The organism is Sphingomonas glacialis (assembly GCF_006439055.1).
Classification (GTDB): domain Bacteria; phylum Pseudomonadota; class Alphaproteobacteria; order Sphingomonadales; family Sphingomonadaceae; genus Sphingomonas; species Sphingomonas glacialis_A.
On sequence record NZ_RCZC01000002.1, the window covers coordinates 528,377 to 554,909 of the forward strand.

Below are 26,533 nucleotides of genomic sequence, written 5' to 3' on the forward strand. Positions count from 1 at the left end.
TCGATCTGGCATCGACACGCGCTTTACGCTCACGCCGTGGGCGCGAGCCAATCGTCCTGTCCTGCATTATCCTCTCCACCGATAAACTTGTACTAGACAGTCATGTTTAGACGACTTAGTCAACTAAAATGCAGATGCAAGGCGGAATTGGATCGCTCCGCGAACCGGTCGAGCGACCTGCGCTGGCGCGGCGTTTTTCTGCGCTGCCAGGCAGCTGCAACAAGCAAACGTTGGAGAGAGATGATGACCGCAACGCAGCCCGAACTGACCCTGTTTCACACGCCAGGCGCCTGCTCGCGCGTGACGCTGAACGCGTTGGAGGAGCTGGGGCTCGCGTTCGACGATCGCCCGGTCGACATCTTCAAGGGCGCGCAGTTCAGCCCCGATTATCGCGCGGTCAATCCCAAGGCGAAGGTCCCGGCGCTGGTGGTGGGGGGCGAACTGCTCACCGAAACCCCCGCGATCATCCTCTGGCTGACCGAACGGGTTCCGGGCGAGACGCTGCTCCCCGGCCCGACCCCGCTCGCACGCGCCCAGGCGTTTGCCGATCTGGTGTGGTGCTCCAACACGCTGCATCCGCTCGCGCGCACGATCCGCATGCCCAATCGCGCGACAACCGGCGATCCCGCGCCGGTTCGCGAGGCTGCCATCGCCGCGATGACCCCGTTGCTCGCGTCGATCGATGCCCGGCTCGCACAGCAGCCGTGGTGGTTCGGCGATCGCTGGTCGATCGTCGACGTCTATCTGTCGTGGGTGCTCGGCATGTGCGAGGGCGGCGTCGATACGAGCCAGTTCCCGGCGCTCGTCGCGCATCGTGACGCGGTGCGCGCGCGCCCGAGCTTCGAGCGCGCGCTCGAACGCGAGACGCGCGCGCTTGCCGCCGCCAGGATCGAATTGCCGGGCGGTGGCCGGTTGTAACGCGGCGGAACGCTGTGCAGGGCGGAGTCATCCGCCCTGTACACCGTCGATGCGCCTATTCGAGCGTCGCGCGCGCCGCGGCCTTGGCCGCGATCCCGGCGCTCTCGCTATTGACCCCCAGCGCTTTGAGCACACCGGCCATCAGCGGGATCATCTTGGCGATGAGCCGTTTCACCGACTTTTTCCGGTCGATCGAATCCTGCAGCATGACCAGCATTGCCCCGACCACCAGCAACGTTGCGGAGTCGGCCGGGATCCCCTTGAAATGTCCGGTCTCCATCCCCTCGATCACGATCTCGCGCGCCTTCACGTTGAGCGGGGCCTTGTCTTCGAGCAACTCGGGCGACAGCTTGAGCAGCGCAGAGACGCTCTCGGGGTGGTCGATCGCAAAACGCAGGATGACGAAAGACCCGCGGACGAGCCGCTCAGGCGGGGCGATCCCGTCGTCGATCGCCGCATCGAGCAGTTCGGCGACATGGCTGCGCACCATCCGGAACAGTTCGTCGGCCAAGGCCTCCTTGCTGTCGAAATGATTGTAGAGGCTGCCCTTCGCGACTTCCGCCTCCTTGGCGATGTCGTCGATGCTGACGCCCTCGATCGACCGCTCGGCGAAAAGCCGCTGCGCCGCCTCGAGCAGCGCGAGCCGCGTTCGCGTCGAACGCCGGTCGGACTTCTCGCCAGGATTGCGCGCCGTTTCGAGCTGGCCCAACAGCGACTGCGGGGGTTTCGAACTTTCCGTCAGTCGAGGTCGAACCGCCATTCAAAATCCCATCTCATCTCGGCGACGGGCATGTCACGCCCGCGCCGAACGTCCATCGCCTAAAGTGACCGAACCGTTCAACTGATTTTGCACACTTTAGCCGATCGGTTCAAACGAGCGGATAGGCATAGCCGATCCATCGGCCGAGGAAGATGATGAGGATCCACAGCGAAAGCGAGGTGATCCCGGAGACCCGGACCATCATCGGCGTGGGCAAACGATCGTCCCAATCGACGATCTTGCGGTACGCGGTGACGTGGAAGATCGCCATGTTGATGCCGGCGATCAGGATCGTCAGCAGCTTGAAGCGGAACGGCATGCTTTCATAATAGCCGGTGGCATTCGACAGGAAGAGCAGACCGCCAGAGATGACCGCGAGCACGAACGCGACCCAGGTAAAGGGCAACATGTCGACAATCAGCTGGCGCGCGCCGCGGCGGTGCGCCGCCACGCCGATCAAGCGCAGATCGACGATAGCGATCGTGCCGACGACGACGACGATCATCAGCACATGGATGCTCTCGATCCACGGAAAGAGCGTTCCGCTCTCGCGGATCGCGGTTGCGATCGACGAGTCGTAAAGCGCCTGCATGAGGCCGCCACTGGCGCCTAGAGGTGGCATTCACAGTCTCCCAGATGATCGTATTATTGGTTGTACGCGATCCAGCGACCGCAGAAGATGATCGCGATCCAGATCGCCAGCGACGCCCAGGCGAGCGGCTTGACAAGCTTGGCCGCGCGCGCATGCTCGATGCGATATTCGGGGTGCAGGATCGGGTAACGGAACAGCAGCGTCAGCGTGAAGCCGGTGAGCACCAGCGCCATCTTGATCCAGAACACCGAATTGGTCAGCACGCGGTTGGGTTCGCCGATGCCGAGCACCAGGCCCGACACCAGCAACAGCGCCAATCCCGACCACATCCATGGCAAGTGCCGCTTCACGACGCCGCGCGGGCTCTCGTCGGTCGCCAGCACTCCGGCCAGCCGCAGGTCCATCACGATCGCCGCACCGACCACCGCGGCGATCGCGATGATGTGGATGCTCTGTACGGCCGGGATGATCCAGCTGACTTCACGGATCTCGGTGCTGATCGCGGTCCCATAAAGGCCCTGCGAGAATCTTTCGACGGACATGTCGGTAAATCCTTCGATTCGAAGCTGATTGATTTCCCTGCGGAACGGGCGATCCGCAGTCAGTAGCCGCTGCGATTCCCAGAAACCCGTAGCGAACGGTTCGATCGCATACGGGGCCGCGTTACAGCCACGTTACCGGGGCGACGCCGCGGCAGCGTTCGGCATTTGCGAAGGGCCGGGTGCACCGGGTGGGGGCATCGTCGGCGGGCCGCCGGGCGCGCCGCCCTGCTGCACGTCCCAATGCTCGACCAGGCGCCCGCCGCGCAGCCGGAACATGTTGAAGATGTAGGAGAGCGTGGGCGCACCCGCCCCCTCCGGCGGCATTTCGCGCGCGGTGAGCAGCATCACGCGGTCGCCCTCGGCCATCACCGCTATCGTCTTGGACGGGGGCAGCTTCATCGCCGGCATCGTCTGGAACATCCGCACCAGCCGGTCGCGCGGCGTGCCGGGGCCCGGCAGATTGGCAAAGGCCTCGGCGTGCTGGACATAGTCCGGGCTGATATAGCGCTCGGCGATGCCCTTGATCCGCGTGCTCATCGCGCCGGCAGCGCCGGCATCGTCCAACGCGCGATAGAAATCGAGCACGACCTGCTTGTTGGCCGCCTCGCTCGGCAGGTCATGCGCCAGAGCGGGGGTGGCCACCGCCATCGCGATCATCGCCAGCGCGGATGTGAGAAGTTGCCGCATGTCGATCAATCCTTCGGCTCGGGGACGAGGCCGGCATCGCCGCGCACGCTCGGGTCGCCGACCTGCTCCTCGCAATTATATTCGGCGAAGACCGCCTGATGCGGCGCCCAGGCGAACGAGCGGATCATCGACCAGGGTGCGGTGTAATAGGTCGGATCGATCACCGTGGTGACGATCTCGAGATATGGCACCGCGCCGCCATCGCTCACCTTGCGGATCCGCTGGACCAGCTTGCCGCTGGCCGAGAACGGCGTGCCATCGACATCGAGCCACAGCGCCTGCTTGAAGTCGCTCGTTTCGACGACGAGCGTCCCGCCGTCCCAATGCGCGACCGAGCGGCCCATATACGGGGCGCCTGCGGGCAGCGGCGTGCGCGTGCCGTCCAGCGCGATGTGCCAGCGGCCGTGATATTCCTCGAAGATGAATTCGGCATAGTCGCGCGTCTGGATCACCTGGAACGGGAAGTTCAGGTCGTGCTGCCACGGCGCACCCGGCGGCCGGCAGATCGCCGAGGCGTTGATGAAGGGCTTGCCGACCTTGAGCGAATTGACGCGGCGCGACAGGACCTTCGCGCCCTCCATCGTGTACGGCAGCAGCGCGCCGTACATGTCCTTCTGGTTGCGGAACTCGAGCGCCTTGTCATGCACCCAGGTCCCCTGCAGGTCGCGCGGATCGGCCGATGGCATCACCGCGTCCGCGGGCAGCGGTGGCCGCGGCGGGAGCCCGCCGGGGCCCGGCGGCGGCAAGGCCGCGACGATCTTCTGCGCGGGCGTCAGCTCGACCGGCGGCGGCGCCCCGGGCGGCGGACCGCCCGACGCGCCGGGCGGAAGCTGGAGCCCCGGTGGCGGCCCCTGCGGCGCGCCCGGGGGCGGCCCCGCCTGGCTCGACGCGAGGGTCGGCATGACGGTCAGCGTCACGGCAAGCGCCATCTGCCAGGTCGAGAACGGAATGCGGCGTGTCATTCGGGACGTGCTCCGAATCTGAGGGGAACCGCTCATTTGGGAAAGGCGGGCTGGTGTGCGGCGACCCGGTCGAGGCAGACATCTTCTGCGAAGATGGCGTCGGGCTGGCGCTTGTAGGTGACGACCGAGTCCCACGGCTTGCTGAAGTACGCCGGATCCTCGACCGTGATGCGATCCTCGAGCGTATCGGGATCGGTCAGGCGGAACCGCTCGGTCACCTTCAGGTCGAAGCCATGCGGCACGAGATCGTCGATCAGCGTGCGGTCCGACCCGCCCTCCATCACCGAGACGAGCGTGTCGCCCTCCCAATGCCCCTTCGACTTGCCGGTCATCGTCGGGACGAGCCCCTGCCCCATCAGGTCGGGCTGCAGGGGTACGCCGACATTGATCTGGCGGATCGCGCGGTTCCATTCATAATCGAAGGTCACCACGCCCTGGCGGTACCAGATCTTGAAGCGCATCGGCGTCAACGCCAACCGCGGTACGCCCGGGCTCGAACAGCGCGACAGCGTGATGTCATAGGCGTCGTATGTGCCTGCCGCCTTGAGCTTGCGGTTTGCATCGTAATCCTTGCGGCCCTCCGCCGTAAACGGGATCGGCCCGGACAGCGGCTTCAGCGTGGCGCTCGGCGTGACGATCTTCCATACGCCTTCGAGATTGGGCGCCGCCGTCTGCGCCAGAGCCGTGCCGCTGCCGCCAAGCGCCACCGCGGCCGCGATCGCCCCGATGGCGAGACGGGTTATCTTATGCTCGGTGCCCATGTCGTGCCCTTCAATTGCCGCCGACGCGGGCGGCCTCGGTGTCCGAGAAGGATTTGCCGCTCGCCAGCGTCACGCTTGCCATCGCGCCGCCCGGCTGGCCGCCGGTATTGGGGTGATAGGTGACCTTGACCTTCTCGCCGCGCTTGAAGTCGCGCGGGGTGAGGCCCTGCTTGGCGAACATCAGCGGGCTGCCGCTGATGATCGACATCTCCTTCGCCTTGCCCTTTTCGAGATAGATCAGGACCATCGAGGAGTGCGGTGCACCCCAGCGGAACTCCTTGAGCGTCCCGTCGGTCGCCAGCGTCCGGCTCATGTCATAGGCCGCGAACGAGTGGTGCGCGATCGCCGGCGCCACCGCGCCGCAGAGCGCCGCGACCGCCGCGATCGCCGCCAGCCTGGAAAAAGTACACGCTTTCATCACATCACTCCAAACGAACGGCGAACGGTCGGGATCGCCCGGCCGCCCGCGGATGCGGATCGACCGGACCGCCCGAGCCTCGGGCGCACGCCACATTTCAAAGGGAAAGCTATTGGTCCGGGGATCGTCGAGTTAGATGAATGAATTCATCGCCGTCCCCGCCGACCCCGGCATTACGCGACCGCGCAATAGCCCTCGATCGGCCGCTGCATCACGTCGAACTTCGCCTGCGCCAGGCTTTCCGCAGCCGCGACATCGCCCGCCTGGATCGCCTTGAGGATCCGGCGATTGAGCGCGATCGTCTCGCCGAGATGCGGCGGCACGAGCGGTTCCTTGGCCACGAAGACATTGGCGATCCCGAGCGAGCGCACGACGATCGCGAGCAGCGGATTGCCGCTGAGGTCGAGCAGCAAATTCTCAACCAGCAGCACCTCGATCGGGCCGACGTTCGACGACGGCGCGATCGGCGTGACCGACCCAAGATCGCCGGCGCGGACGCGCCGCGCCGCGAGGACGGGCGCCGCACTGACCAGATTGGCGATCGCTTCGCGCAGGTCGACCGCAACCGTCGCGCTGGCCACCAGACACGGCGCCAGCAAACGGATCGCCCCGGTCGGCGTCGTCGCGGGGGCGAGTTCGGCGCCCTTGCGGCCCTGACGGCAACGGATGATGCCGAAATCCTGCAGGATCCGCCGCGCCTGCCGCACGACCGAATCGGTATAGCCGAGCCGCTCGGCGGTTTCCCACTCGGCTTCCTGCGCGCCGCCGGGGCTGCTGAGTTCGTGCGCCATGCGTGCCGCCAGCGCCATCGCCGACTTGCGTCCCGACAAGGAGAAACTGCGTTCGGCGACGTCGAGCGCGATGGCCGGCGCGCCCTGCGTGACGACCCCCGCCAATGCATCGAGCCTGTCTAAGGCACGCCCCGGATCGGCATCGCGCACCGCCGCGTCGAGCGCCGCATCGTGGGCCGGCGCAGGCTGTCCGCCAAGGACGCGCACCAGCATCTCGGCCAGCCGCGCCAACAATCCCATCGTCGTGTTGCCGGTCTGCTCGGCCAGGTCGACCGCAAAGCCCCAGCCCGTCGCGTTTGCGCCGCAGGGTACCACCCGCCGCTGGATCGCCGCATGGGCGATCATCCGCCAGACCAGCAGCCGGAATTCGGTGACGCAACTATGGGTCTGCCCGTCGAGCGCGAGATACATCAGCACCGCACCCGCGACATCCTCGAGCGCGGGCGCCGCGACGAACAGGCCGCCGCCCGGACCGCGCCGCACATCGAGCATCCCGCGCGCCTCCAGCATGGTCACCGCCTCGCGCGACGCCGGCCGCCCCAGGCCAAGGCGCTTCTGGACCGCCGGCAAGGCGCCGAGCGAGCGTCCGACCGGCCAGCCCTGCCGCAGCAGATCGAGCTCCATCCCGAACACGGCGCCTTGCGCCAGGCTGGCCGGCGCGACCGCACCGATCATACAATCGCTGATGCGCTGCACGTCATCCGTGCCTGTCGTTGGGCGAGGCTTTGCCTTTATCACCGCTCGATATCCTCTCAGATCCGCTCACTCGGGCGAAGCGCCCACCGGCTCTAACGGCCGTTTTCTATCGTCTTATTGTCTGCACCATTCAGTCATAGTTGGACGAGTTGGTCAAGAACTATCGCGCGCGTTTTGCGGAACACGCGCGATAAATCCAGGCCGATCAGGCTTCGTCGACGAACCGATTCTCGATCGCGCCCAACCCTTCGACCGATACCCGTACCACATCGCCCGCCTTCATGAAGCGATCCCCTGCGATACCGACACCGGCCGGTGTCCCAGTTGCGATCAGATCGCCCGGTTCGAGCGTCATCACCTCCGACAGATACGCGATCTGGTCGTAGATGTTATAGATCATTTCGCCCGTCGATGCGCGCTGCCGCTCCTCGCCGTTGAGTTCGAGCGTGATGGTGAGCGCGTGCGGATCGGCGATCTCGTCATCGGTGGTGATCCACGGGCCGATCGGGCCGTGCGTGTCGAACGATTTGCCGAGCGTGAAGGTCGGCGAGCGGAACTGCCAGTCGCGCGCCGTGACGTCGTTGCATACGAGATAGCCGGCGATCACCGACCGCGCATCTTCGCGCGAGACGTGGCGGCAGCGCTTGCCGATGACGACGCCCATCTCGGCTTCGTAATCGACCATGTCGGGGCCGGACTTGGGAACATCGACGTCGGCGAACGGTCCGTTGATGCAGCTGACCTGCTTGTTGAACCAGATCTGCGTCTTGGGGGCGGTCTTGCCGGCGGCCTCGGCCTCGTCGACGTGCGACTGATAGTTCATGCCGATCGCGAGATATTTCAGCGGGTCGGCGATCGGCGCCTCGAGCACCACGTCGGAGAGCGCGAACGACGGCGCGTCCACCGCTTCGATCGCGGCGCGGGCCGAGTCGAGATGCTTGAGCAATACGCGCATCGAGCCCCCGGCTTCGGGGACCGCCGCGCTGATATCGACGACCGTCTCGCCGACGACCTTGCCGAGCCGCGTGCGGCCTTCAACGGTGAATCGCGCTAATTTCATCTGTCAGTCCTTCCAAAACGTCATCCACGCGGCGCTCGCCAACGCATCTTCGGTTGCCGCTGTTCGGTGACGTCGTCATCCTCGCCCGGTCGTAGCGCCTGCAGCAATATGACTAATTGGTTCAAAGATGACTGTCTAGTTTAGAATCTCGCCTGCAGTCGCGTGGCGGCGCTTCACGACGTCGCCATATGCCAAGGCTCGAGCACCTCGGGCGGCGGTCCGCTGATCTCGGCGATGCGGCCGTGATCGTCCAGCACGTAGAGGAGGCAGCCCCGGATCCGCTGAACCTCGCCCTTTTTCAAGGGCCGACCGAACAGCACGCGATCGTCGTGATCCGCGATGCAGCGCACTTCACTGATGACTTGCGCCGCGGCCCCGCTTGCGTCGGAGCAGAAGAAGAGGAGCTCAAGCGTCTCCTGGATGTAGGGACGCTGCGCGGCATAGAATTTCGCGACATTGTCCCTGCCGCGGATGTTCATCACGAAGCGGACGTCGTCGGCATAGAAATCGAGGAAGCGCGGATCGGCGGCATTCATCAGGGCGAGATAGCGCTGATACGCCGCGCGATCGAGCGGCGTCCCCGGCCGGGCGGCACGTGCGCCGAACGGGATCGTCGCGGTCGCGCCGAGCAGCGCCGCTCCTGCCAAGAGGGTTCGACGAGCGGGCTTTGACGGTCCGGAAAATGCCATTGCGATGTCCTCGATCTGCCGGGCCCAACGGTGGCTGGCGACCTCTACGTCGGAGCGCCCGCACGACCTAGGATGGTGGCGTGCCCGACACTGCTTGAGACCGGACCACACCACAAGCCCCGCCTGGTCGTCGACACCGGCGATCACGAAGCACGCGCGGTCACGATGCTGGAACCAGCTCCCGGCGGAAGTTGACGCCAATTCCAGCGCCCGTCGCAGCAGAATTGATGCACCTATCTTGCCGGTTGGAGAATGCTACATTCAGGTTCCATTGAGCCACCGCTATGTGCAACGGGGTCGTATTGCGTTTCCATCAAGGCGATCCGTACGTCACACTTAGACAAAGTTACTAAAACGAAGATCTCATCAGGTCGATACGTCTAAATAGGCGTTTCGACGGTTCTTATATCTCAATAAGTTCGTCTGACGAAAGACGACGTAGGGGAGGATAGATAATGTTCCGGAAACATCTTCTGCTGTCGACATCGCTCTTGGCGGGCATCATCGCCGCCCAGCCGGCCTTCGCGCAGACGACCACGACACCCGAGACGACCGAGCCGGCACCCCCGACGACGTCGAGCCCGATCCTGACCAACACAGGCGCGCTCGAAGACATCATCGTCACCGCCGAGCGTCGCTTCAACACCGCGCAAAAGACCGCCGCGTCGATCAGCGTTCGGTCCGGCGACGATCTCCTGTTGCGGGGCAAATACGAACTGAAGAACATTCTCGAGGATGTCCCCGGGATTTCGGGCGGCGCGTCGGGCACGGTGAACACCTCGCAGGCCGGCGGTACCGACAATCCCGCCGCCGGGTTGGTCATTCGCGGCATTCAGTCGAACTCGGGCGTCGGCGGCAGCGCGACCTCGACCTCGGCGGCAGCGGCGATCTATGTCGATGATGTCTATAACGGGGTCGGCGGCGGCTACGATATCGGCCGGGTCGAGGTGCTGCGCGGTCCGCAGGGTACGCTGTACGGTCGCAGCGCGACCGCGGGCGTCGTCGCCATCCACACCAAGGATCCCGATTCCAAGGATATCGCCGTCGAAGGGACGGCCGAACTCGGAAACTACAATCTGCGCCACTTCGTCGGCGAGGTGAACCTGCCGATCGTTACCGACAAACTGGCGCTGCGCGTGTCCGGCAACTATTTCGAACGCGACGGCTATTACGCCACCGACGGCGATGCGCGCTCGAGCACATCGTTCCGCGCGAAGCTGCTGTGGACGCCAAGCGACACGTTTTCGGCGATGCTCGGCTATGCGCAGGAATTCAACATCTCGCATTCGGGCGGCGTGGCGATCACGCAGGGCAATTCGCCGACCGACTTCGTCTACACGCCACAGGCGGTGGGCACCGGCCGGAACCATTTCCGGCAATATTGGGCCAATTTCAATCTCGATCTCGGCCCCGTCGCGATCACCTACATTCCCGCGTACCGCACCTGGTTCCAGAACGTGACGACCGTCGCCCGCGGTGCCGTCAACATCGACAATTTCGTCTCGACGCCCAAAGACAATTTCATGACGCACGAGTTGCGCATCCACAGCACCGACACCGACGCTAAGTTCAAGTGGCAGGCTGGGTTCCTGTATTACCGGAACGCGCTCAGTGAAGTGAACACGCTGTACAATTTCGATCTGCCCCCGGCCGGCGGATACCTGTTCAAATCGTCGACCCAAAAGACCACGACCGCAGAAGGCGGCTTTGCGGAGGGCACCTACGCCTTCTCGCCCGCGACCCGTCTCACCGGCGGCGTGCGCTACGATCATACCGAGATCGTGGTCGACCAGAATTATACCGGCTTCACCGGCATTACCGCGCCGCTGACCGGTGCAGACCGTTTGGCGACGTTCAATAACTTCACGTACAAGGTCCGCCTGGAACACGACCTCACGCCGCGCAACCTGCTCTACGCGCTGATCGCGACCGGCTTCTCGCCGGGCGACAAATCCCTGACGCAGAACGCGGCGGGTGTGCCGCAGGCGCAGATTCTGCAGGCCGAGACGCTGACGTCGTACGAGATCGGCGCCAAGAACCGCTTCCTCGACAACCATTTGCAGATCAACCTCGCCGCCTTCTACAACAATTATGGCGGGTTCCAGACGGCCGGCATCAACGTCGCACCGCCGGGGCCGCTGCGCATCTTCCAGACGATCACGATCCCCGTGAAGACCTATGGCGTCGAGTTCGAATTGCAGGCGCGGCCCTGGGCCAACGGCACGTTCGGGCTGAACGGATCGTACACGCACGCCCGCTATGGCGATTTCGGGGCCTATGCCGCGTTCTTCTCGACGCACGAGGTGTCCCCTGCCCCGCCGGTTCAGCTGACCGGATCGTATGACCACCGGCTCGAGATCGGCAGCACGACGCTGTCGCTCCGCGGGGTCGTGCGGTACATCTCGGCGCATGACAGCTCGCGCATCACCGTGCAGCAGGCCGCGGATGGGGCCACCCCCTATATCCGCGTGCCGTCGGTCGCGCTCGTCGATCTCAACGCGACCTGGCAGGTCGCGCCCAACCTGTCGATCACCGGCTATGTGCGCAACCTCACCGACAAGCGCTACCTGCCCGACAATTGGAACGTCGCGAGCGTGACCCCGCGCGCCGGCACCACGCCGAGCGTGGTCGTGTCGAGCAACACGCTGAGCGATCCCCGCACCTTCGGCGCGATCGTCAACGTCAAGTTCTGATACGTTTGCGATGGCGGCGTGGCCGGGAATTCCCGGCCACGCCGCCTTTTTGATTCCGACCGTAGAATAGCGCCTGCCCCGGTGCGGTCGGCTTCCCCGGAAAATCAGAGCTTGCGTGGCGAGGTGCTCGCGCCCGCCCACGAAAATGCCCGCGCCGATGGGTTAAACCATCGGCGCGGGCCGTGTTGCCTGCCGGCGACCGCATGCGCGGCCGCCGGATCGTGCTGGCGGAGCCTAGCGGTTCTGCGCCTTGTCCTTGACGTTGACCTCGAGCTTGCCCGTGGTCGGGTCGAGATAGTCGCGGTTATCGGTGCAGGCCCATTCCTGCGGCTCGTTGCGGCGTTCGATCCCGCGGAGGAAGCGACGCGGCGCCAGAGCGTACGGCGTCTTGAACAGCGTGTCGTCGTGCAGCGTCGTCTGGATCTCGAGCGTGTTGAAATCGACCAGCCGCATCCGCTCGACGAGGCGCAGATTGGGTCCGTGCGGGCCGAAGATCACGCTGGCGATCGGCGAATGGTCGCCCTCCTTGAGCGCTCCCTTGCTGAGCGTGCCGAGCTGAAAGACGGTGTCCGGGGCCAGCCCGGTCGTGTCGACGACCAGCGTGTCGCCTTCCCAGTGACCGATCGACTCGCCGAGGTAGGACGGGTTGGGCTGCGCGCTGTGCTGCCGCCCGTCGGTGTGGATGAAGCGCGTCACCCCCGACGATTCGACGTAGATCGCGATCATGCCGGGCGATTGGAAGAACTTCATCGGCATCCCGCCGATGTTCTGGACGAACGGCAGGCCGAGCGGCTTGCAGTTGGTGAACGGGCTGTCCTCGGCCGGCTTGTAGGCCTTGATATAGGCGAGCGCCGAAGGCGTGTAGTCGGGCGACTTGGAGAAATCATCGGCGATCGGGCTGATCGACTGCCAGGTGCCCTGCCAGAGATCGGGTTCCTGCGCGATTTCCTGCCAGGCGCGCGCCTGCTGCGCGGCGGTGCGTGGCACCGCCGTTTCCTGGGCCCGACCGACCTGGGCGATCGCGCCGACGCTGACCAGCAGCGCGCCGGAGACGAACTTCTTAAGCCGCGAGGCGGGTGTCTTGCTCATTTGTAGGGTTGTCCTTGCGGTTTGGCCGGAAGCTTGCCCGGTCCGCTGGCGAGCGCCTGTCCGGTCGAGCCGGCGGGATCGGCCAGCACCTTACCGTTGGCGAGGAAGACCGTCTGCATCGAGCCGATCGCGGTTCCGTCACGCCCCGGATGGACATCGACCGTGACCTTGTCGCCGGGCTTGATGTCGGCGGCGTTCCAGCCCCAGCGGCTGAGCATGTTGGGGCTCGAGGCGACCAGCGACCATTGCTCGGTCGTGCCGTTGGGCTTCTTGACCATGATGATCAGCCAGGTGTGCGGATTGGCCCAGGTGAATTCGCGCACGGTCCCGCTCACCGCGGTCAGCTTCGCCATGTCGAATTTCGCGAACGAATGGTGTGCGTCGGCAACGGGGCCAGACAGCGTCGCGAGCGCGACGAGGGCGAGCTTGAGGGCGGATAGCTTTGGTCTGCGCTGCTGATTCATGAGGAACTCGCTGTCAAAAACATGTTGGGTTTCGGGCGGATCACGGACGTCATCGCTTGACGTCTCCCGCTGGCCGCGACCGGATCGCGTAGCGGCCGGGCGACATGATCCCGTTCGGATCGATCGCGCTCTTCAGCGTGCCGAGGAAGTCGCGCAGCGCGTGATCGTTGTACGAATAGGTATCGAGGATCAGGTCGTAGAACGCGGGCGCGGTGCGATACTCGCCCCAGCCGCGCTCGGCCGACGCCGCGACGAGCTCGCGCACGATGTCGCGCAGCTTTGCATTGACCTTCGCCGAGCGCGTGACCGGCAGCCCGATCGCGAACAGGAAGGCGCGCTCGAAGATCGACGAGGGGACCTGCAGCGGCGGCCCCGGCAATTTATACTTGCGCGCGATGTCGGAGAAGACCTGCATAGCCTCGATCGCCGCCTCGCCCGTCCGCGGGATGACGGGCGAGAAGAAGACGTGGCCGACGACGTCCTCATCGTCGTAGGACACCATCGGCCCGAGGCTGAAGGTGCGCAGCGACGGGATGCCGAACGGCCCGGTGTCGAACATCTTCGCGAGGTCTTCGGCCGGCAGCGGCAGGCTTCGCGGCGGGTTGAGCGCGAAGCTCGCGCCCGGAATCACGCCGAGCGCATCGCGGATGCACTCCCATTGCGCCTCGATATATTTCTTCGGGCCGTAGAGATTGAACTCGCACGCCCAGAACGGCAGCCCGGCGGTATGCGCCGCGGCTTCGAGCTTGGTCATGTCGGTGCCGTGGGGATCGTTGAGGATCACCGCGACCGCCGGATCGATCGGCGGCGGCCCCGCGGCGATGTGTGCGGCATCGCCGCGCGTGCCGGTGGTCGGGCTCGACAGCGTCCACAGCCCCTGGACGATCTTGCTCTGCTCGAGCCGGTTGACGATATCGACCAGCGGGACGATGTCGCGATGCTTCGGCACGGTGACGACGCCGGTCGAGAACGCCTCGGGCGCGGGCAGCAGCCAGAAGCCCATCTTGGTGACGACGCCGTAGTTCGACTGTTTGAACAGCCCGTCGATCTGCGGACCGAAGCCGGGCTTGAACTGCTGCCACGTCTTGGCGCCGGGCATCGCGCCCATGCCGGTGCGCAGCATCCGCCCATCGGGCAGCACCGCCTCGAGGCCGCAATGCGCGTCGAAATGGTTGCGATACGACGCGAGCGTCACGCCCACACCGCCGTCGAGCGCATTGCCGATCACGCTGCCCCAGCCCGGGCTCGGACAATCGATCCAGAGCTTGAGGCCCTTTTCCTGGATATGCGCGTACAGGTCGAAATAGCTGACGCCGGGCTCGACGACGACATAGCCGTTGCGTTCGTCGATCTCGACGATCCGGTTCATCCGCTTGAGGTCGAACACCACACTACCCGCGGTCGCCGGCGCAGCGCCGCCATAGCCGAGGTTCTTGCCGGTCGAAATCGGATAGATCGGGATGCGATAACGGTTGGCGATCTTGACCAGCTCGACGACCTGTTCGGCGGTATCAGGCGCGACCGCGGCCGACGCGACGCGCTCCTCGGCCTCGTCCCACAGGATCGAGTAGGAATCGCGATACAGTTCGAGATCGTCGTCGCTGGTGAAGACCCATTGCGCGCCGACGATCGCGGCAAAGGCTTTGAGCGCTGCCGTAAAATCGGCCTGGCTGACATTCGGGGGGAGTTTCACGATTCAAGCCTTCCCGGCCGCGGAGAACCGCGTACGCGCCGATTTCTGGAGCACCCACAGGTGCAGCGCTCCGTCGCTGTGAGACGGCCGATAGGCGACGGCTTGCGGCGCCGTCGGACGGTGCGCGCCGGCGAGAAAGGCCGCGATGTCCTCGCGCGGCGCGCTGCCGTCGAGGATGCGGTCACTCGCCTCGCTGCGCCCGACGAGCCGGTAGCCGTGATCCCACGCGATCCGCTCGAGACAGAAGAGCGTCGCCCCGCTGCTCAGCCCGAGCACGACACGGCTGTCGGCGAAGACACGATTGAGGCCGGCATGCGATGCCGCATCGAGGTGAATGGCGACGACGGGCACGGTCGCGCTGTTTGCGCTCACGAACTCCGCGATCTGGCGCGGCAGCGCGATGTTGCGGTCAACCAGCAGGGCGTCGAACGCCCCACCCCTGCCCCGCGCCGCCGCGGCCTGGCTAAACCCAACAAGCCCTGTCGCGGCAACCGAGCTGGCGGCGAGGCCAGTGGCGAGGACGGTGCGTCGGTCGATCATCACCGCTTACTTCCCGCCAGCCTTGGCTTTGCCGGGTTTTGCATCACCCGCTGCCGGATGCGCGAGATAATCCGCGACCAGCGCCAGTTCGGCATCGCTGATCTCGGTCTTGCGGAACGACGGCATGAACGAAATGCCGTGCCGCACGACGAGCTTCACATAGTCGGGGTTGAGATCGGTGCGCTGCTCGAGGATGGCGGACGGGTTGCCGTGATACTTCCGCTCGAGCGCCATGCTCCCCGGCCGACCGGGAACGCTGTGGCAATCGCTGCACCATTTGGCGTAGATCCGCTGCGCTTCCGACCGCTGCACGGCGACCGGCCGCGCTGCGGGCGCCGGTGCGATCACCGCCGCCCCAAGCGCCAGGACCAGCACGCCACCGGCCGCGGCTACGCCCAGGCGCTGGAGGGTAGCAGCACCGCCATTACTTGCCGCCGATCACCGTCACACGCTGCAGGATCCGCCACTCGCCGTTCCGCTTTTCGAGCGTATCGGCATAATGGCCCGGCAGGCCGACCGTGGTGATCTTGGTCTTCAAATCGGGATAGACGCTGACGAAATAGCCATAATGCGTCGCCTTGGTCGGCGACTGGAACTCGAAATGATGGCTCAGCGACAGATGCCACGGCTCGGCCCCGGTGCCGATGCCGTTGGTCATCGGCGGTGCGCCGGCTGGACGCGGCGGCGGGCCCGCCGCGGCGGCACGGTACGGCATGGTGAAGCTCTTGCCCGGCTCGGGCTGCGCGACGATCGTCCCCTTGGGCCAGAACGCCCGGTCGAACCGCGCCATGTCGTGGAGCTCGAGCCCCAGCGTATAATTGTCGACCGCGTCGTTGACCGACACCCAGTCCTCGAGTGTCGGCTTGTAGGTCGATCCCGCCGCGCTCGCCGGCGCTGCCTGCGCCTGCGCGCCACCCGCCGCCATCACCGCGAACGCCCCGGCGATCACCGCCAGATATATATTGCTCTTGCTCATTCTCACGCCTCCCCAACCGCCTGCGCGGATTATTTCTGCTCGTTCTGCTTGAGGCCCTTGAGCACCTCGGCCGGGTCGCGCATCACCGACTGGTTGGACTTGGGGTCGAACTCGAGCGGATCGGCGGACGAGCCGCACACCCATTCGGCGGGCAGACCGGCATCGCCGCGGTTGCGCTTGAAGATCTGCGTGTTGGCGATGTACGGCTCGGTCCAGACGGTATCGTCATAGATCGTCAGCTTGATCTCGAGCGTGTCGGGATCGAGCAGATGCATCCGCTCGACCATCCGCAAATTCGGACCGTGCGGGCCGAAGATCGACTCCGGCGGCAGGACGAAGCGCTGCGTGCCCTTGCCGGGGAAGTTGGCGTATTGGAACAGGATGTCGTCGGCGAAGCTGATGCTCTCGACGACCAGCGTATCGCCTTCGTAATGCGCGATCGAATCCCCGAGATAGCTCGGGTTCGGCCGCTCGGCATGCTTCCCGTTGAGCTTGAGGAAGCGCGTCATGCTGCTGTTCTCGATGTACACGGCGATCATGCCGGGTTCGTAGAAGAACTTCAGCGGCGACCCGAGGCGCTGGATCGTCGGCATGCCCGGCGTCTTGCAGTTCGGCCCGGCGAAGGGGATGTCCTCGATCGGCTTGAACGCGTCGGCATAGGCCTTCGCCTTGGGCGTCAGCGGCGTCTTGGGCTCGCGGTCGAGGAACGACGTCACGCTCTGCCAATTGCCCGTGAAGAAATCGGGCAATTTGGTGACGTCGGCCCAGCTCGAGCCGATCGGCTCGGCGGTGGCGACCGATGGCAAGGCCAGCATGGCTGAACACAGCAAGGCCGCGAGCAGGGTTTTCGGCTTGGTCATCGTGCTCAGCCCCTTCACTTGCCGGGTGCCGGCGGAAGACCGAAACCGGGAGGCGGCGCGCCGGCCCCCGCGCTCAGGGTCTTGCCGTTGGGCAATTTGATTTCGCTCAGCAGGCCGACCGGCCGACCGTTGCGGCTCGGGCTGGCAGTAACCGTGACCTTGTCGCCCGGCTTCATGTCGCCCGAGTTCCAGCCGCTGCGCGCCAGCATGCCCGCGCTTCCGGCCTCGAAGCCCCAGATTTCCTGCGCGCCGCCCGGCTTTACGATGCGAACGTAGAGCCACGAGTGCGGGTTCGACCAAACCCACTTCTCGACCGTGCCGCTAACGGTGATCTTCTTCGCCATATCGAACGGCGCCGCCGAGTGGTGCGCGGTTGCGGGAATTGCGACCCCGACCAGCAGGAGTGCCGCCAAAACCCGTGAAATACGGGTCGATCCATGCCCATTCATTGCCATTCGCCTTTCGAACATCATCCTCTGTGCAGCACCCCCCGTTCGAGGTGGCACAGGCTCTGCATAGTCTTCCGTCGCGCAATGCGAGAGCGAAAGTTAGGTGCTACAATTCCGACCGATCGCGCTGGTGCTTGTCGTTAAAAGAAACCCGCGAAATCCGTCGGATGGCGCAGCGTCGTGATCGCCCGGCGCAGTCGGAACAGCGCTGCCGCGTGCTCGCTCCGACCCGGCCGAAGCCACGCTCAATCCTGTCCGGTGAGATGCAGCCCTATCGCCTGCAACGGGGCGATCGCCTGGAGGATCGGCGGCAGGATATGGACCATCTCGATCCCTGCAGTGTAGCGCAGGACGGGATCGGGATCGGTCGCCGCGGCGATCGCCGCGGTCACCACCGGCGTGACATCGTCGGGCGCCTTGGCCTCCATCGCGTCGAACGTGCGGTTGAACGTCTCGGCGATCACCGCGTACGGCGCGCTCGCCGCGCGATCGAGCGACTTTTGCGGGAGCGCGGTCTTGAACGGCCCCGGCATCACGCTGACGACGCGCACGCCGTAGCTGCGCGTCTCGATATCGAGCGCAGCGGTCGCGGCATCGAGCGCATGCTTGCTCGCGCAATAGGCGCTCATCAGCGGCGTTTTGAGCAGCGCGGCGACCGAGGTGACGTTGACGATCCGCCCCCCGCCCTGCACGCGCATCAGCGGCAGCGCGAGCCGGATCAGGTCAAGCGGACCGAACAGATTGGTCTCGAACATCGTGCGCCACTGCGCCTCGGGCGTGTCCTCGAACGTCCCCCGCGCGCCGACGCCGGCGTTGTTGATCAGCAGATCCAGGCTGCCGAAGCGCGTTATGACCGAATCGATCACCGCCTGCCGCATCGCGGCGTCGGTCACGTCGAGCGCCATCAGCGCAACGTCCGCCGGCCGTTCCGCCGCCAGCGCCTTGAGCGCCGCCGGCGCGGCATCGGGCTTTCGCATCGTCGCGACGACCTGATAGCCGCGCGCGGCAAAGGCCAGCGCCATCGCCTCGCCAAACCCCGAACTGCACCCCGTGATCAATGCCACCGGCATTCGCTGTCTCCTCGTCAAATTGTGGTAAGCCAGCGGACGCTGCGTGCGCCGAAGCCGGCTCAGATCGGGTAGTGCCCCGGCTGCGTCTCGATCGTGATCCAGCGGAGCTCGGTGAAGCTGTCGATGCCCGCCTTGCCGCCGAAGCGGCCGTAGCCCGACGCCTTGGTGCCGCCGAACGGCATCTGCGCCTCGTCATGCACCGTGGCGCCGTTGACGTGGCAGATGCCCGACTGGATCTGCCGCGCGACGCGAAGCCCGCGCGCGGTGTCGCGCGTGAACACCGCCGCCGACAGGCCGTATTGCGTATCATTGGCGAGCGCGATCGCCGCGGCCTCGTCGCGCGCCCGGGTGATGCCGACCACCGGGCCGAAGCTCTCGTCGCGGAACAGCCGCATCGCGGGCGTGACATGGTCGATCACATGCGCCGCCATCAGCACGCCGTCGCTCGCCTCGCCGACGACCTTGGTCGCGCCATGCGCCAGCGCGTCCTCGACCAAGGCCTGCACGGCATCGACCGTCTTGCGATCGACCACCGCGCCGAGCGGCGTCTTGCCCTCGCGCGGATCGCCGACGGGCATCGTCAGCACCTTGGCCTTGAAGCGCGCGACGAAATCGTCGGCAACCGCATCGACCACGATGATTCGCTCGGTCGACATGCAGATCTGCCCCGAATTCATGAACGCGCCGAATGCCGCCGCCTTCACGGCTTCGTCGAGATCGGCATCCTCGAGCACGATCAGCGGTGCCTTGCCGCCGAGTTCGAGCAGGCACGGCTTGAGATGCCCCGCGGCACGCTGTGCGATGATCTTCCCGACATGCGTCGAGCCGGTGAAATTGATCCGCTTGACCGCAGGATGGTCGATCAGCGCGCCGACGATCGCGGCGGCATCCTCGGGCGCGTTGCTGACGAGCATGATCGCGCCCTCGGGCAGTCCCGCCGCCTGGAACGCCTCGACGATCAGCGCATGCGTGCGCGGGCATTGCTCGCTCGCCTTGAGCACCACGGTGTTGCCGCACGCGAGCGGCATCGCCACCGCGCGTACCCCGAGGATGATCGGCGCGTTCCACGGCGCGATACCGAGCATCACGCCGACCGGCTCGCGCAGCGCCATCGCGATGCAACCCGGCTTATCGGACGGGATCACCTCGCCCTGGATCTGCGTGGTCATCGCCGCGGCTTCGCGAACGATCCCGGCCGCGAGCATCAGGTTGAACCCCGCCCAGCCCTGCGTCGCGCCGATCTCGGCCATCATCGCCTCGATGAACTGCGGCGCACGCGCCTCGAGCGCATCCGCCGCCTTGTTGAGCAGCGCACGCCGGGCGTTCGGTCCGACCGCGCTCCACGCCGGGAAGGCCGCTGCCGCCGCGTCGCAAGCGGCATTGGCGTCGGCCACTGTCGCGGCGGGCGAGGTCGAAGCGACCTCCCCGGTGAGCGGGTTCAGGCGGGTAAAGGTGGCGGCGTCCGACATGGCTTGGGCCCTCGTCATTTCAATGTTGCGAGATAGGCGATGACCGCCTTGCGCAGCGCCGGGTCGCCGAGTGCGAGCGGCATGCGCGATCCGGGAACGGCTTTTTGCGGATTGGCGAGATAGGTGTCGAGCTGCGCTGGCGTCCACACGATCCCCGAAGCCTTGAGCGCCGGTGAATAGGAGAACTTCGCCAGCGACCCGGCCTTGCGCCCGACGACGCCCGCCAGGCTCGGCGCGACCCCATTCTTGTCGGGAACGACGCTGTGGCACAGGCTGCAGCGTTGCTGGTACACCGTCGCCCCAGCAGGTGCGGCCTGCGCGATCGCAGGCGTGGACCCGAGCATGGCGACGGTGACGAAAGCCGCCGCGGACGGCAGCGCCGACGCGGCAAGGCGCAGAAAGGACATTACAGGTCGCTCCGTGAAACTGGGTACTCGCGGGCCTCGGCCGCCGTCGATCGCGTCGTGACGCGGGCGGCCCTTACGCCACGCTCATCGATCGGCGGGTTGATCCGCCGCCGCGACACGCGCCTCTTCCGATGCAGCGGCGAGCTCGGCGATCTTCGCGTTCTTCATTTCCTCGAGCACCGGATTGGGCGGCCCCCACTGCCCGCCGAGCAACTCGTCGAGCCCGACGATCCCGCCGCCATCGGCGGTGCGCAGCTGGTCGCCGTCGGTCCAATGCTCGATCTCATGGCCCCAGGGGTCGTTCCAATAATCGAACACCTGGCTGCCCAAGATATGCCGCCCGACGCCCCAATGCGCATGCCAGCCCGCGGCCATCAGATGCGCATGGCCCGCCATCAGATCGTCGACATCGGCGACTTCGAACGCCGAGTGCATGAACTGCGCGGGTGCACCGGGGCGCTCGAACAGGAAGACGGTGTGATGGTCGCACGGCTCGTCGCCGCGATCGGCGCGCATGAACGCCCCGATCGCGACTCCGGGCTCCGGCTGGACCTCGTCGGACGTGACGAAGCCGAAGCGTTCCTTGTACCATTGCTCTGACCGACGGAAATTCGAGACGCCGAGCACGCAATGCCCCAGCCGCAGCACGTGCGACGCGCCCTGCTTGACCCGCCGGAAGCGGGCGACGCGCGGGTGCTCGCCGCCATGGTTCCACGGCTCGGGAAAAGGCACCGCGCGGTCGACCGGCGGCTGCTTGGCCTGTTCGGCGACCGCCTCGATCAGGAAGCCATCGGGATCGGTCAGGCGCACGACCAGACCGCCGCCGGGCGCGTCCAGTGTCTCGACCGGAACGCCGTCATGCGCCGCGAGCCGCTCGAGATCGGCGCGATCGCGCACCCAGATGCCCAATGCGACGAAGGCAGGCTCGCCGCGCTCGGTCGCGTGGACGAACGGCCCGCGCCCCGTCCCGCGCATGAACAACCGCTCGGTCTCACCGTCCGGCGTGGCATCGACCATCCCGAAATCGGTGAGGAAGCGCCGCATCGTGTCGAGGTCCGGCACCCGAAAGCGGACGAACGCGACGTCATACGCCTTTGCAATACTCGTCACCGATGGTCCTTCCATAGCGTCCGCGACACGGTCGGGGCGCAGCGGGCGGCGTGGCGACCAGGGTTTTCCTGCAATGCCAACGCGCAACTCCTCTCGCCCCGGATACATCGTCCCGGATGTGTTTATTGAACGAGATAGTCATATCTAGTCGATGCAGTCAACAATAGGATCGCGCCGTGGAGGCGATTTCCGCGGCCGTCGTCGACCCGAAATTTTGCACCTAACTCGTCCCCCGCATTGCCACCAAAGGCGTCGAAACTCGGCTGATGTGTCGGAATTCCCACGCGTCACAAACGCACGGAATCGCGAGAAACCGACGCGATAGGCCTTCGACACGGAACGGTGACACGGCATGAAACTCGCGGCTCTCAAGACTGGCACACCCGACGGCGTGCTGCACGTCGTCTCGCGCGACCTCAGCCGCTCGGTCGCCGCGACGGGCATCGCGGAGACGCTGCAGGCGGCGATCGAGCAGTGGGACCAGGTCGCGCCGGCGCTCGAACGGCTCTACGACAGTCTCAACGCGGGGACCGCACCGGATGCGGCCGACCTCGTCATGACGGATGTCGCCGCGCCGCTGCCGCGCGCATGGCAGTGGCTCGATGCGTCGGCCTTCCACTCGCACGGCGACCTGCTCGAAAAAGTGTTCGGGCTCGAGCCGCCACCGGAGAAGAAGACGGTGCCGCTGATGTATCAGGGCGCCGGCGACGAGCTGCTCGGCGCGACCGACGACGTGCCGCTCCCGTCCGAAGCCGACGGAATGGATTTCGAGGCCGAGCTGGCGGTGATCCTCGACCGCGTCCCGATGGGAACGACCGCGGCACAGGGCGAGCGGCACATCCGGCTGCTCACGCTCGTCAACGACACCAGCCTGCGCGCGCTCGCCGCCAAGGATCTGAAGACCGGCTTCGGCTTCCTCCAGTCGAAGGGCGCGACGACCTTCGGCCCGGTCGCGGTGACGCCCGACGAACTCGGCGCGGCGTGGCGCGACGGGCGGGTCGACCTGCCGATGCACATCCATTGGAATGGCAAAGAATTCGGCCATCCGCACTGCGGCGCGATGGGCTTTTCGTTCGGCGAACTGGTCGCGCATGCGGCGCGGACGCGCAACCTGTGCGCCGGGACGATCATCGGCACCGGCACGATCTCGAACGACACCTTCCGCGAGGTCGGCTCGGCGTGCATCGCCGAGCGCCGCGCGATCGAGCTCACCGACGAAGGCCAGCCGCGCACCCCCTATCTGAAATTCGGCGATCGCGTGCGGATCGAGATGCTCGACGCCAATGGCGCGTCGATCTTCGGCGCGATCGACCAGAGGTACGTCCAGGCCTCCCCAGCGCCGCAGTGACCCTCACCCCCTACCCCACTCTATTCCGACAGGAGACGTTGCGATCGCACGATATCTGAAGCGCGGTGCCACCGCCGAAGCCAAAGCGACCGCCAATCGCCAGATCCGCGACACCGTGGAGACCATCCTCGCCGACATCGAGACGCGCGGCGACGCGGCGGTGCGCGACCTTTCGATCCGCTTCGATGGCTGGGATCGCGAAAGCTATCGCCTGTCCCCGGCCGAGATCCAGGCGTGTATCGATGAACTCTCGCCACAGGCGGTAAAGGACATCGAATTCGCCCAGACGCAGGTCCGCAACTTCGCGCAAATCCAGCGCGACAGCATGCTCGATGTCGAGGTCGAGACGCTCCCCGGCGTGGTGCTCGGCCACAAGAATCTGCCGCTCAATTCGGCGGGCTGCTACGTTCCCGGCGGCAAATATCCGCTGCTCGCCTCCGCCCACATGTCGGTGATCACCGCCAAGGTGGCCGGCGTGAAGCGCGTCGTGACCTGCGCGCCTCCGTTCAACGGCAAGCCCGCCCCGGCGATCGTCGCTGCACAGGCAATGGCCGGTGCCGACGAGATCTATTGCCTCGGCGGGATACAGGCCGTCGCGGCGATGGGGCTCGGCACCCCGTCGATCGCCCCGGTCGATATCCTCGTCGGCCCCGGCAATGCCTTCGTCGCCGAGGCGAAGCGCCAGCTGTTCGGCCGCGTCGGCATCGACCTGTTCGCCGGGCCGACCGAGACGCTCATCATCGCCGACGAGATCGGCTGCGACGGCGAGCTCGCCGCGACCGACCTGCTCGGCCAGGCCGAGCATGGCCCCGACAGTCCTGCGGTCCTGCTCACCACCTCCGAGAAGCTCGCGCACGACACCATGGCGTGGATCGACAAACTGCTCGAGATCCTCCCGACCGCCGACATCGCGCGGCGCGCGTGGGAGAGCTTCGGCGAGGTGATCGTCGCCGAGGACGATGCCGAGATGGTCCGCATCGCCGACGAAATCGCGTCCGAACACGTCCAGGTGATGACGCACGACCCCGATTATTTCCTGCAGCACATGACCAATTACGGCGCGCTGTTCCTCGGTGCGCGCACCAACGTCGCCTATGGCGACAAGGTGATCGGCACCAACCACACGCTGCCGACCAAAAAGGCGGCGCGCTATACCGGCGGGCTGTGGGTCGGCAAGTTCCTCAAGACCTGCACCTATCAGCGCGTGCTGACCGACGAAGCCTCGGCGATGATCGGCGAATATTGCAGCCGGCTGTGCGCGCTCGAGGGGTTCGCCGGGCATGGCGAGCAGGCCAATATCCGCGTCCGGCGCTATGGCCATCGCAACATCCCTTATGCCGGGCAAGCCGAGCCGCGCGAGCTCGCATGACGCTTCCGATCACGCCCAGCTTCCGGCTCGACGGCCGCCGCGCGCTGGTGACGGGCGCCGGCCGCGGGATCGGGCTGGCGTGCGCGGCGGCGCTGGCCGAGGCGGGCGCCGAGGTCGTGCTCGTCGCGCGCAGCGGCGTGGAAATCGCGGCGGCGGCGGTGCAGATCATCGCCGCCGGTGGTGCGGCGCGGGCTGTGACGCTCGACGTCGCCGACCTCGCCGCAGTCCGGCGGTTCTTCGACGAACGTCCCGCCTTCGACGTGCTGGTCAACAACGCCGGCACCAACCGCCCGATGCCGATGACCGACGTCGCCGAGGCCGATTTCGACGCCGTGCTCGATCTCAACGTAAAGAGCAGCTTCTTTGTCGCTCAGGCGGCGGCGCGGCGCATGATCGACGAGGGGATCGCTGGGTCGCTGATCCATATGGGGTCGCAGATGGGCCATGTCGGCGGCATCAACCGATCGCTCTATTGCGCCTCGAAATGGGCGCTCGAGGGGATGAGCAAGGCGTTCGCGCTCGATCTCGGCCGCCACCGGATCCGCTCGAACACGATCGCGCCGACCTTCATCGAGACGCCGCTCACCAAACCCTATTTCGAAGATGCCGCGTTCAAGGCGAGCGTGCTCGACAAGATCAAGCTCGGCCGCATCGGTCAGGTCACCGATCTGATGGGCGCGGTGGTGTTCCTCGCCTCGGATGCGTCGGCGCTGATGACCGGAACGAGCGTGGTGGTCGATGGCGGCTGGACCGCAGACTGAGCCGGCCGCGGTGAATCTTTACACCTAACTCGCGTTTCCGACGCGCAATAGCTTCGGGCCGGCGCCGGCTCCATCCGGCGGCGTCGCAGAAGGAAAGGCTATCGATGACCGTCGCGGAACGCCAAGCCGGCACGTTGCAGGGGGTATTGCTGCTCTTGCCGATCACGATGGCGGTGATGGGGCTGATCATCCTCGTGCCCGTGCTCCCCGGCATGATGGCGCATTTCCGCGACGTCCCCGGCGTCGACTATCTGATCCCGCTGATGCTGACGCTGCCCGCCTTGTGCGTCGCCTTGCTGTCGCCGGTCGCGGGCGTGGTCGTCGATTTCTTCGGGCGGCGGAAGACCTGCATCGGTGCGCTGGTGATCTATGCCGGGGTCGGCATCCTGCCGATCTTCCTGCAGAGCCTGATCGAGATCATCATCAGCCGCGTCGTGCTCGGCGCGATGGAAGCGCTGATCGTCATTTCGAGCACGACGCTGATCGCCGATTATTTCCACGGCCGCGAGCGCGAGAAATGGCTCGCCAACCAGACCGCGGTCGCCTCGCTCGCGTCGATCGTCCTAGCCTTGCTCGGCGGTGCGCTCGGCAGCTTCGGCTGGCGCGCGGCGTTCGCGGCGTATGGCGTCAGCATCCTGTTCGCGGTCGCGCTGATGCTGTGGACCTGGGAGCCGCGCAAGAGCGACGAACCGCTCGACGAAGCCCCCGTCCTGGGCGCGCGCTTCCCGTGGGCCACGATCGCGCCGATCTCGCTGCTCGCGATCTTCGGTGGGGCGATGTTCTTCACCATGCAGATCCAGGTGAGCAGCATGCTGAGCGGCTATTACGACATCCGCTCGCCCGGCGCGATCGGGCTGTACAGCGGCCTGGCCGGGCTCTCGGTCGCGGGCGGCACCTTGCTCTACCGGCAGGTCACCGCGCGCTTGATGATCCCGGTGCAGCTGCTGATCGCCTTCGCGCTGCTCGGTATTTCCTATGTCGCGATGAACCATGCGCCGACCGCGCAGATCTTCACGGGGACGCTGATCGTCAATCAGGTCGGCTCGGGCATGTTGTTGCCCGCGCTCGTCGTCTGGGCGATGGGCCGCCTGCCGTTCGAGGTGCGCGGCCGCGGGACCGGGCTGTTCATGAGCGGATGGTGGCTCGGCCAGCCGCTCGGCAGCCAGGCGGTCGCCTTCCTGCGCGGGCAGAACGACGGCAATCTGCCCGCGACGCTTCAGATCCTCGGCATCCTCTGCCTGATTGCTGCCGCCGTGGCGCTGGTCGGCGCGCTGCGCGGATCCCCGCGGCGCCAGCTCGCGTAAGTCCAGCCCGCCGTGTAGGCCGCGACACGGCAAGCACGCTCCCCGCACAGTTCGC

The 26,533-nt window shown here is 66.2% G+C and carries 28 protein-coding genes; 6 read left to right on the forward strand and 22 right to left on the reverse strand.

Annotated elements, in window-relative coordinates; all coding sequences use genetic code 11:
* Positions 1–243: 243 nt before the first annotated feature.
* A complete protein-coding gene (locus tag EAH76_RS06280; RefSeq protein ID WP_161988981.1) occupies positions 244–918 on the forward strand; it encodes a glutathione S-transferase family protein in 675 nt (224 codons plus the stop codon).
* Positions 919–973: 55 nt separating this feature from the next.
* Here the strand turns inward: EAH76_RS06280 and EAH76_RS06285 are convergent, their stop codons facing one another.
* From EAH76_RS06285 to EAH76_RS06330, 10 genes are all read right to left on the reverse strand, one after another.
* A complete protein-coding gene (locus tag EAH76_RS06285; protein WP_140849241.1) occupies positions 974–1,678 on the reverse strand; it encodes a TetR/AcrR family transcriptional regulator in 705 nt (234 codons plus the stop codon).
* A gap of 109 nt (positions 1,679–1,787) precedes the next feature.
* Entirely contained in the window at positions 1,788–2,300 is a 513-nt protein-coding gene (locus tag EAH76_RS06290) for a DUF6644 family protein (protein ID WP_140849243.1), read from the reverse strand.
* 23 nt (positions 2,301–2,323) lie between these two features.
* Entirely contained in the window at positions 2,324–2,812 is a 489-nt protein-coding gene (locus EAH76_RS06295) for a DUF6644 family protein (RefSeq protein WP_140849244.1), read from the reverse strand.
* Positions 2,813–2,944: 132 nt separating this feature from the next.
* Positions 2,945–3,499 (reverse strand): nuclear transport factor 2 family protein, encoded by a 555-nt coding sequence (locus EAH76_RS06300; RefSeq protein WP_140849246.1) that lies wholly within the window; start codon positions 3,497–3,499, stop codon positions 2,945–2,947.
* Positions 3,500–3,504: 5 nt separating this feature from the next.
* A complete protein-coding gene (locus EAH76_RS06305) occupies positions 3,505–4,461 on the reverse strand; it encodes a hypothetical protein (protein WP_140849248.1) in 957 nt (318 codons plus the stop codon).
* 32 nt (positions 4,462–4,493) lie between these two features.
* On the reverse strand, positions 4,494–5,222 hold the full coding sequence (locus EAH76_RS06310) for a hypothetical protein (RefSeq protein ID WP_140849250.1): 729 nt from the start codon (positions 5,220–5,222) through the stop codon (positions 4,494–4,496).
* 10 nt (positions 5,223–5,232) lie between these two features.
* Positions 5,233–5,640, reverse strand: a complete 408-nt coding sequence (locus EAH76_RS06315) for a DUF6152 family protein (protein WP_241659582.1) — start codon at positions 5,638–5,640, stop codon at positions 5,233–5,235.
* 173 nt (positions 5,641–5,813) lie between these two features.
* Positions 5,814–7,127, reverse strand: coding sequence for a hypothetical protein (locus tag EAH76_RS06320; protein ID WP_140849251.1), 1,314 nt, complete (start codon positions 7,125–7,127; stop codon positions 5,814–5,816).
* 205 nt (positions 7,128–7,332) lie between these two features.
* Positions 7,333–8,187 carry a fumarylacetoacetate hydrolase family protein gene (locus tag EAH76_RS06325; RefSeq protein ID WP_140849253.1) on the reverse strand — a complete coding sequence of 285 codons (855 nt, stop codon included), beginning with the start codon at positions 8,185–8,187 and terminating at the stop codon, positions 7,333–7,335.
* Between the two features lie 173 nt (positions 8,188–8,360).
* Positions 8,361–8,876, reverse strand: a complete 516-nt coding sequence (locus EAH76_RS06330; RefSeq protein WP_140850390.1) for a nuclear transport factor 2 family protein — start codon at positions 8,874–8,876, stop codon at positions 8,361–8,363.
* A 455-nt stretch (positions 8,877–9,331) separates the two neighbouring features.
* Here EAH76_RS06330 and EAH76_RS06335 point away from each other — a divergent pair, with 455 nt between their 5' ends.
* A complete protein-coding gene (locus EAH76_RS06335) occupies positions 9,332–11,569 on the forward strand; it encodes a TonB-dependent receptor (RefSeq protein WP_140849255.1) in 2,238 nt (745 codons plus the stop codon).
* A gap of 234 nt (positions 11,570–11,803) precedes the next feature.
* Here the strand turns inward: EAH76_RS06335 and EAH76_RS06340 are convergent, their stop codons facing one another.
* The 12 genes from EAH76_RS06340 to EAH76_RS06395 form a co-directional block, all read right to left on the reverse strand.
* Complete coding sequence (locus tag EAH76_RS06340) at positions 11,804–12,658, reverse strand: hypothetical protein (RefSeq protein WP_140849257.1); 855 nt, start codon at positions 12,656–12,658, stop codon at positions 11,804–11,806.
* Positions 12,655–13,122: a DUF6152 family protein gene (locus EAH76_RS06345; RefSeq protein WP_194150943.1), complete on the reverse strand. Its 468-nt coding sequence runs from the start codon at positions 13,120–13,122 to the stop codon at positions 12,655–12,657. The genes EAH76_RS06340 and EAH76_RS06345 overlap by 4 nt, the downstream gene beginning before the upstream one ends.
* Positions 13,123–13,171: 49 nt before the next feature.
* Entirely contained in the window at positions 13,172–14,815 is a 1,644-nt protein-coding gene (locus tag EAH76_RS06350; RefSeq protein ID WP_140849259.1) for an FAD-binding oxidoreductase, read from the reverse strand.
* 3 nt (positions 14,816–14,818) lie between these two features.
* The gene (locus tag EAH76_RS06355) at positions 14,819–15,355 is read right to left on the reverse strand and encodes a hypothetical protein (protein ID WP_140849261.1); all 537 of its coding nucleotides are present in this window, start codon (positions 15,353–15,355) and stop codon (positions 14,819–14,821) included.
* A 6-nt stretch (positions 15,356–15,361) separates the two neighbouring features.
* The gene (locus EAH76_RS06360; RefSeq protein WP_206667847.1) at positions 15,362–15,730 is read right to left on the reverse strand and encodes a c-type cytochrome; all 369 of its coding nucleotides are present in this window, start codon (positions 15,728–15,730) and stop codon (positions 15,362–15,364) included.
* Between the two features lie 49 nt (positions 15,731–15,779).
* On the reverse strand, positions 15,780–16,331 hold the full coding sequence (locus tag EAH76_RS06365; RefSeq protein ID WP_161988982.1) for a nuclear transport factor 2 family protein: 552 nt from the start codon (positions 16,329–16,331) through the stop codon (positions 15,780–15,782).
* A 29-nt stretch (positions 16,332–16,360) separates the two neighbouring features.
* Positions 16,361–17,191, reverse strand: a complete 831-nt coding sequence (locus EAH76_RS06370; RefSeq protein ID WP_140849265.1) for a hypothetical protein — start codon at positions 17,189–17,191, stop codon at positions 16,361–16,363.
* Between the two features lie 14 nt (positions 17,192–17,205).
* Positions 17,206–17,604 (reverse strand): DUF6152 family protein, encoded by a 399-nt coding sequence (locus EAH76_RS06375; RefSeq protein ID WP_241659583.1) that lies wholly within the window; start codon positions 17,602–17,604, stop codon positions 17,206–17,208.
* Positions 17,605–17,885: 281 nt separating this feature from the next.
* Positions 17,886–18,710 carry an SDR family NAD(P)-dependent oxidoreductase gene (locus EAH76_RS06380; protein ID WP_140849269.1) on the reverse strand — a complete coding sequence of 275 codons (825 nt, stop codon included), beginning with the start codon at positions 18,708–18,710 and terminating at the stop codon, positions 17,886–17,888.
* Positions 18,711–18,769: 59 nt separating this feature from the next.
* Complete coding sequence (locus tag EAH76_RS06385) at positions 18,770–20,179, reverse strand: aldehyde dehydrogenase (protein ID WP_140849270.1); 1,410 nt, start codon at positions 20,177–20,179, stop codon at positions 18,770–18,772.
* A gap of 14 nt (positions 20,180–20,193) precedes the next feature.
* The gene (locus tag EAH76_RS06390; RefSeq protein WP_194150944.1) at positions 20,194–20,586 is read right to left on the reverse strand and encodes a c-type cytochrome; all 393 of its coding nucleotides are present in this window, start codon (positions 20,584–20,586) and stop codon (positions 20,194–20,196) included.
* 84 nt (positions 20,587–20,670) lie between these two features.
* Complete coding sequence (locus tag EAH76_RS06395; protein ID WP_241659584.1) at positions 20,671–21,696, reverse strand: VOC family protein; 1,026 nt, start codon at positions 21,694–21,696, stop codon at positions 20,671–20,673.
* Positions 21,697–22,048: 352 nt separating this feature from the next.
* Between EAH76_RS06395 and EAH76_RS06400 the strand changes: the two genes are divergently transcribed.
* The 4 genes from EAH76_RS06400 (at position 22,049) to EAH76_RS06415 (ending at position 26,478) form a co-directional block, all read left to right on the forward strand.
* Positions 22,049–23,044: a fumarylacetoacetate hydrolase family protein gene (locus EAH76_RS06400; protein WP_140849274.1), complete on the forward strand. Its 996-nt coding sequence runs from the start codon at positions 22,049–22,051 to the stop codon at positions 23,042–23,044.
* A gap of 55 nt (positions 23,045–23,099) precedes the next feature.
* The gene (hisD, locus tag EAH76_RS06405) at positions 23,100–24,413 is read left to right on the forward strand and encodes a histidinol dehydrogenase (protein WP_277754275.1); all 1,314 of its coding nucleotides are present in this window, start codon (positions 23,100–23,102) and stop codon (positions 24,411–24,413) included.
* Positions 24,410–25,174: an SDR family NAD(P)-dependent oxidoreductase gene (locus tag EAH76_RS06410; protein ID WP_140849276.1), complete on the forward strand. Its 765-nt coding sequence runs from the start codon at positions 24,410–24,412 to the stop codon at positions 25,172–25,174. The genes hisD and EAH76_RS06410 overlap by 4 nt, the downstream gene beginning before the upstream one ends.
* A 104-nt stretch (positions 25,175–25,278) precedes the next feature.
* Positions 25,279–26,478, forward strand: coding sequence for an MFS transporter (locus EAH76_RS06415; protein ID WP_140849278.1), 1,200 nt, complete (start codon positions 25,279–25,281; stop codon positions 26,476–26,478).
* The last annotated feature ends 55 nt before the right edge of the window (positions 26,479–26,533 follow it).

What these genes read in the sequence shown, in the direction of transcription:
- EAH76_RS06280 (WP_161988981.1), top strand. Translation starts at nt 244, where the DNA reads ATGACCGCAACGCAGCCCGAACTGACCCTGTTTCACACGCCAGGCGCC.
- EAH76_RS06285 (WP_140849241.1), bottom strand. Translation starts at nt 1,678, where the DNA reads ATGGCGGTTCGACCTCGACTGACGGAAAGTTCGAAACCCCCGCAGTCG.
- EAH76_RS06290 (WP_140849243.1), bottom strand. Translation starts at nt 2,300, where the DNA reads ATGCCACCTCTAGGCGCCAGTGGCGGCCTCATGCAGGCGCTTTACGAC.
- EAH76_RS06295 (WP_140849244.1), bottom strand. Translation starts at nt 2,812, where the DNA reads ATGTCCGTCGAAAGATTCTCGCAGGGCCTTTATGGGACCGCGATCAGC.
- EAH76_RS06300 (WP_140849246.1), bottom strand. Translation starts at nt 3,499, where the DNA reads ATGCGGCAACTTCTCACATCCGCGCTGGCGATGATCGCGATGGCGGTG.
- EAH76_RS06305 (WP_140849248.1), bottom strand. Translation starts at nt 4,461, where the DNA reads ATGACACGCCGCATTCCGTTCTCGACCTGGCAGATGGCGCTTGCCGTG.
- EAH76_RS06310 (WP_140849250.1), bottom strand. Translation starts at nt 5,222, where the DNA reads ATGGGCACCGAGCATAAGATAACCCGTCTCGCCATCGGGGCGATCGCG.
- EAH76_RS06315 (WP_241659582.1), bottom strand. Translation starts at nt 5,640, where the DNA reads ATGAAAGCGTGTACTTTTTCCAGGCTGGCGGCGATCGCGGCGGTCGCG.
- EAH76_RS06325 (WP_140849253.1), bottom strand. Translation starts at nt 8,187, where the DNA reads ATGAAATTAGCGCGATTCACCGTTGAAGGCCGCACGCGGCTCGGCAAG.
- EAH76_RS06330 (WP_140850390.1), bottom strand. Translation starts at nt 8,876, where the DNA reads ATGGCATTTTCCGGACCGTCAAAGCCCGCTCGTCGAACCCTCTTGGCA.
- EAH76_RS06335 (WP_140849255.1), top strand. Translation starts at nt 9,332, where the DNA reads ATGTTCCGGAAACATCTTCTGCTGTCGACATCGCTCTTGGCGGGCATC.
- EAH76_RS06340 (WP_140849257.1), bottom strand. Translation starts at nt 12,658, where the DNA reads ATGAGCAAGACACCCGCCTCGCGGCTTAAGAAGTTCGTCTCCGGCGCG.
- EAH76_RS06345 (WP_194150943.1), bottom strand. Translation starts at nt 13,122, where the DNA reads ATGAATCAGCAGCGCAGACCAAAGCTATCCGCCCTCAAGCTCGCCCTC.
- EAH76_RS06355 (WP_140849261.1), bottom strand. Translation starts at nt 15,355, where the DNA reads ATGATCGACCGACGCACCGTCCTCGCCACTGGCCTCGCCGCCAGCTCG.
- EAH76_RS06365 (WP_161988982.1), bottom strand. Translation starts at nt 16,331, where the DNA reads ATGAGCAAGAGCAATATATATCTGGCGGTGATCGCCGGGGCGTTCGCG.
- EAH76_RS06370 (WP_140849265.1), bottom strand. Translation starts at nt 17,191, where the DNA reads ATGACCAAGCCGAAAACCCTGCTCGCGGCCTTGCTGTGTTCAGCCATG.
- EAH76_RS06380 (WP_140849269.1), bottom strand. Translation starts at nt 18,710, where the DNA reads ATGCCGGTGGCATTGATCACGGGGTGCAGTTCGGGGTTTGGCGAGGCG.
- EAH76_RS06385 (WP_140849270.1), bottom strand. Translation starts at nt 20,179, where the DNA reads ATGTCGGACGCCGCCACCTTTACCCGCCTGAACCCGCTCACCGGGGAG.
- EAH76_RS06390 (WP_194150944.1), bottom strand. Translation starts at nt 20,586, where the DNA reads ATGTCCTTTCTGCGCCTTGCCGCGTCGGCGCTGCCGTCCGCGGCGGCT.
- EAH76_RS06400 (WP_140849274.1), top strand. Translation starts at nt 22,049, where the DNA reads ATGAAACTCGCGGCTCTCAAGACTGGCACACCCGACGGCGTGCTGCAC.
- EAH76_RS06410 (WP_140849276.1), top strand. Translation starts at nt 24,410, where the DNA reads ATGACGCTTCCGATCACGCCCAGCTTCCGGCTCGACGGCCGCCGCGCG.
- EAH76_RS06415 (WP_140849278.1), top strand. Translation starts at nt 25,279, where the DNA reads ATGACCGTCGCGGAACGCCAAGCCGGCACGTTGCAGGGGGTATTGCTG.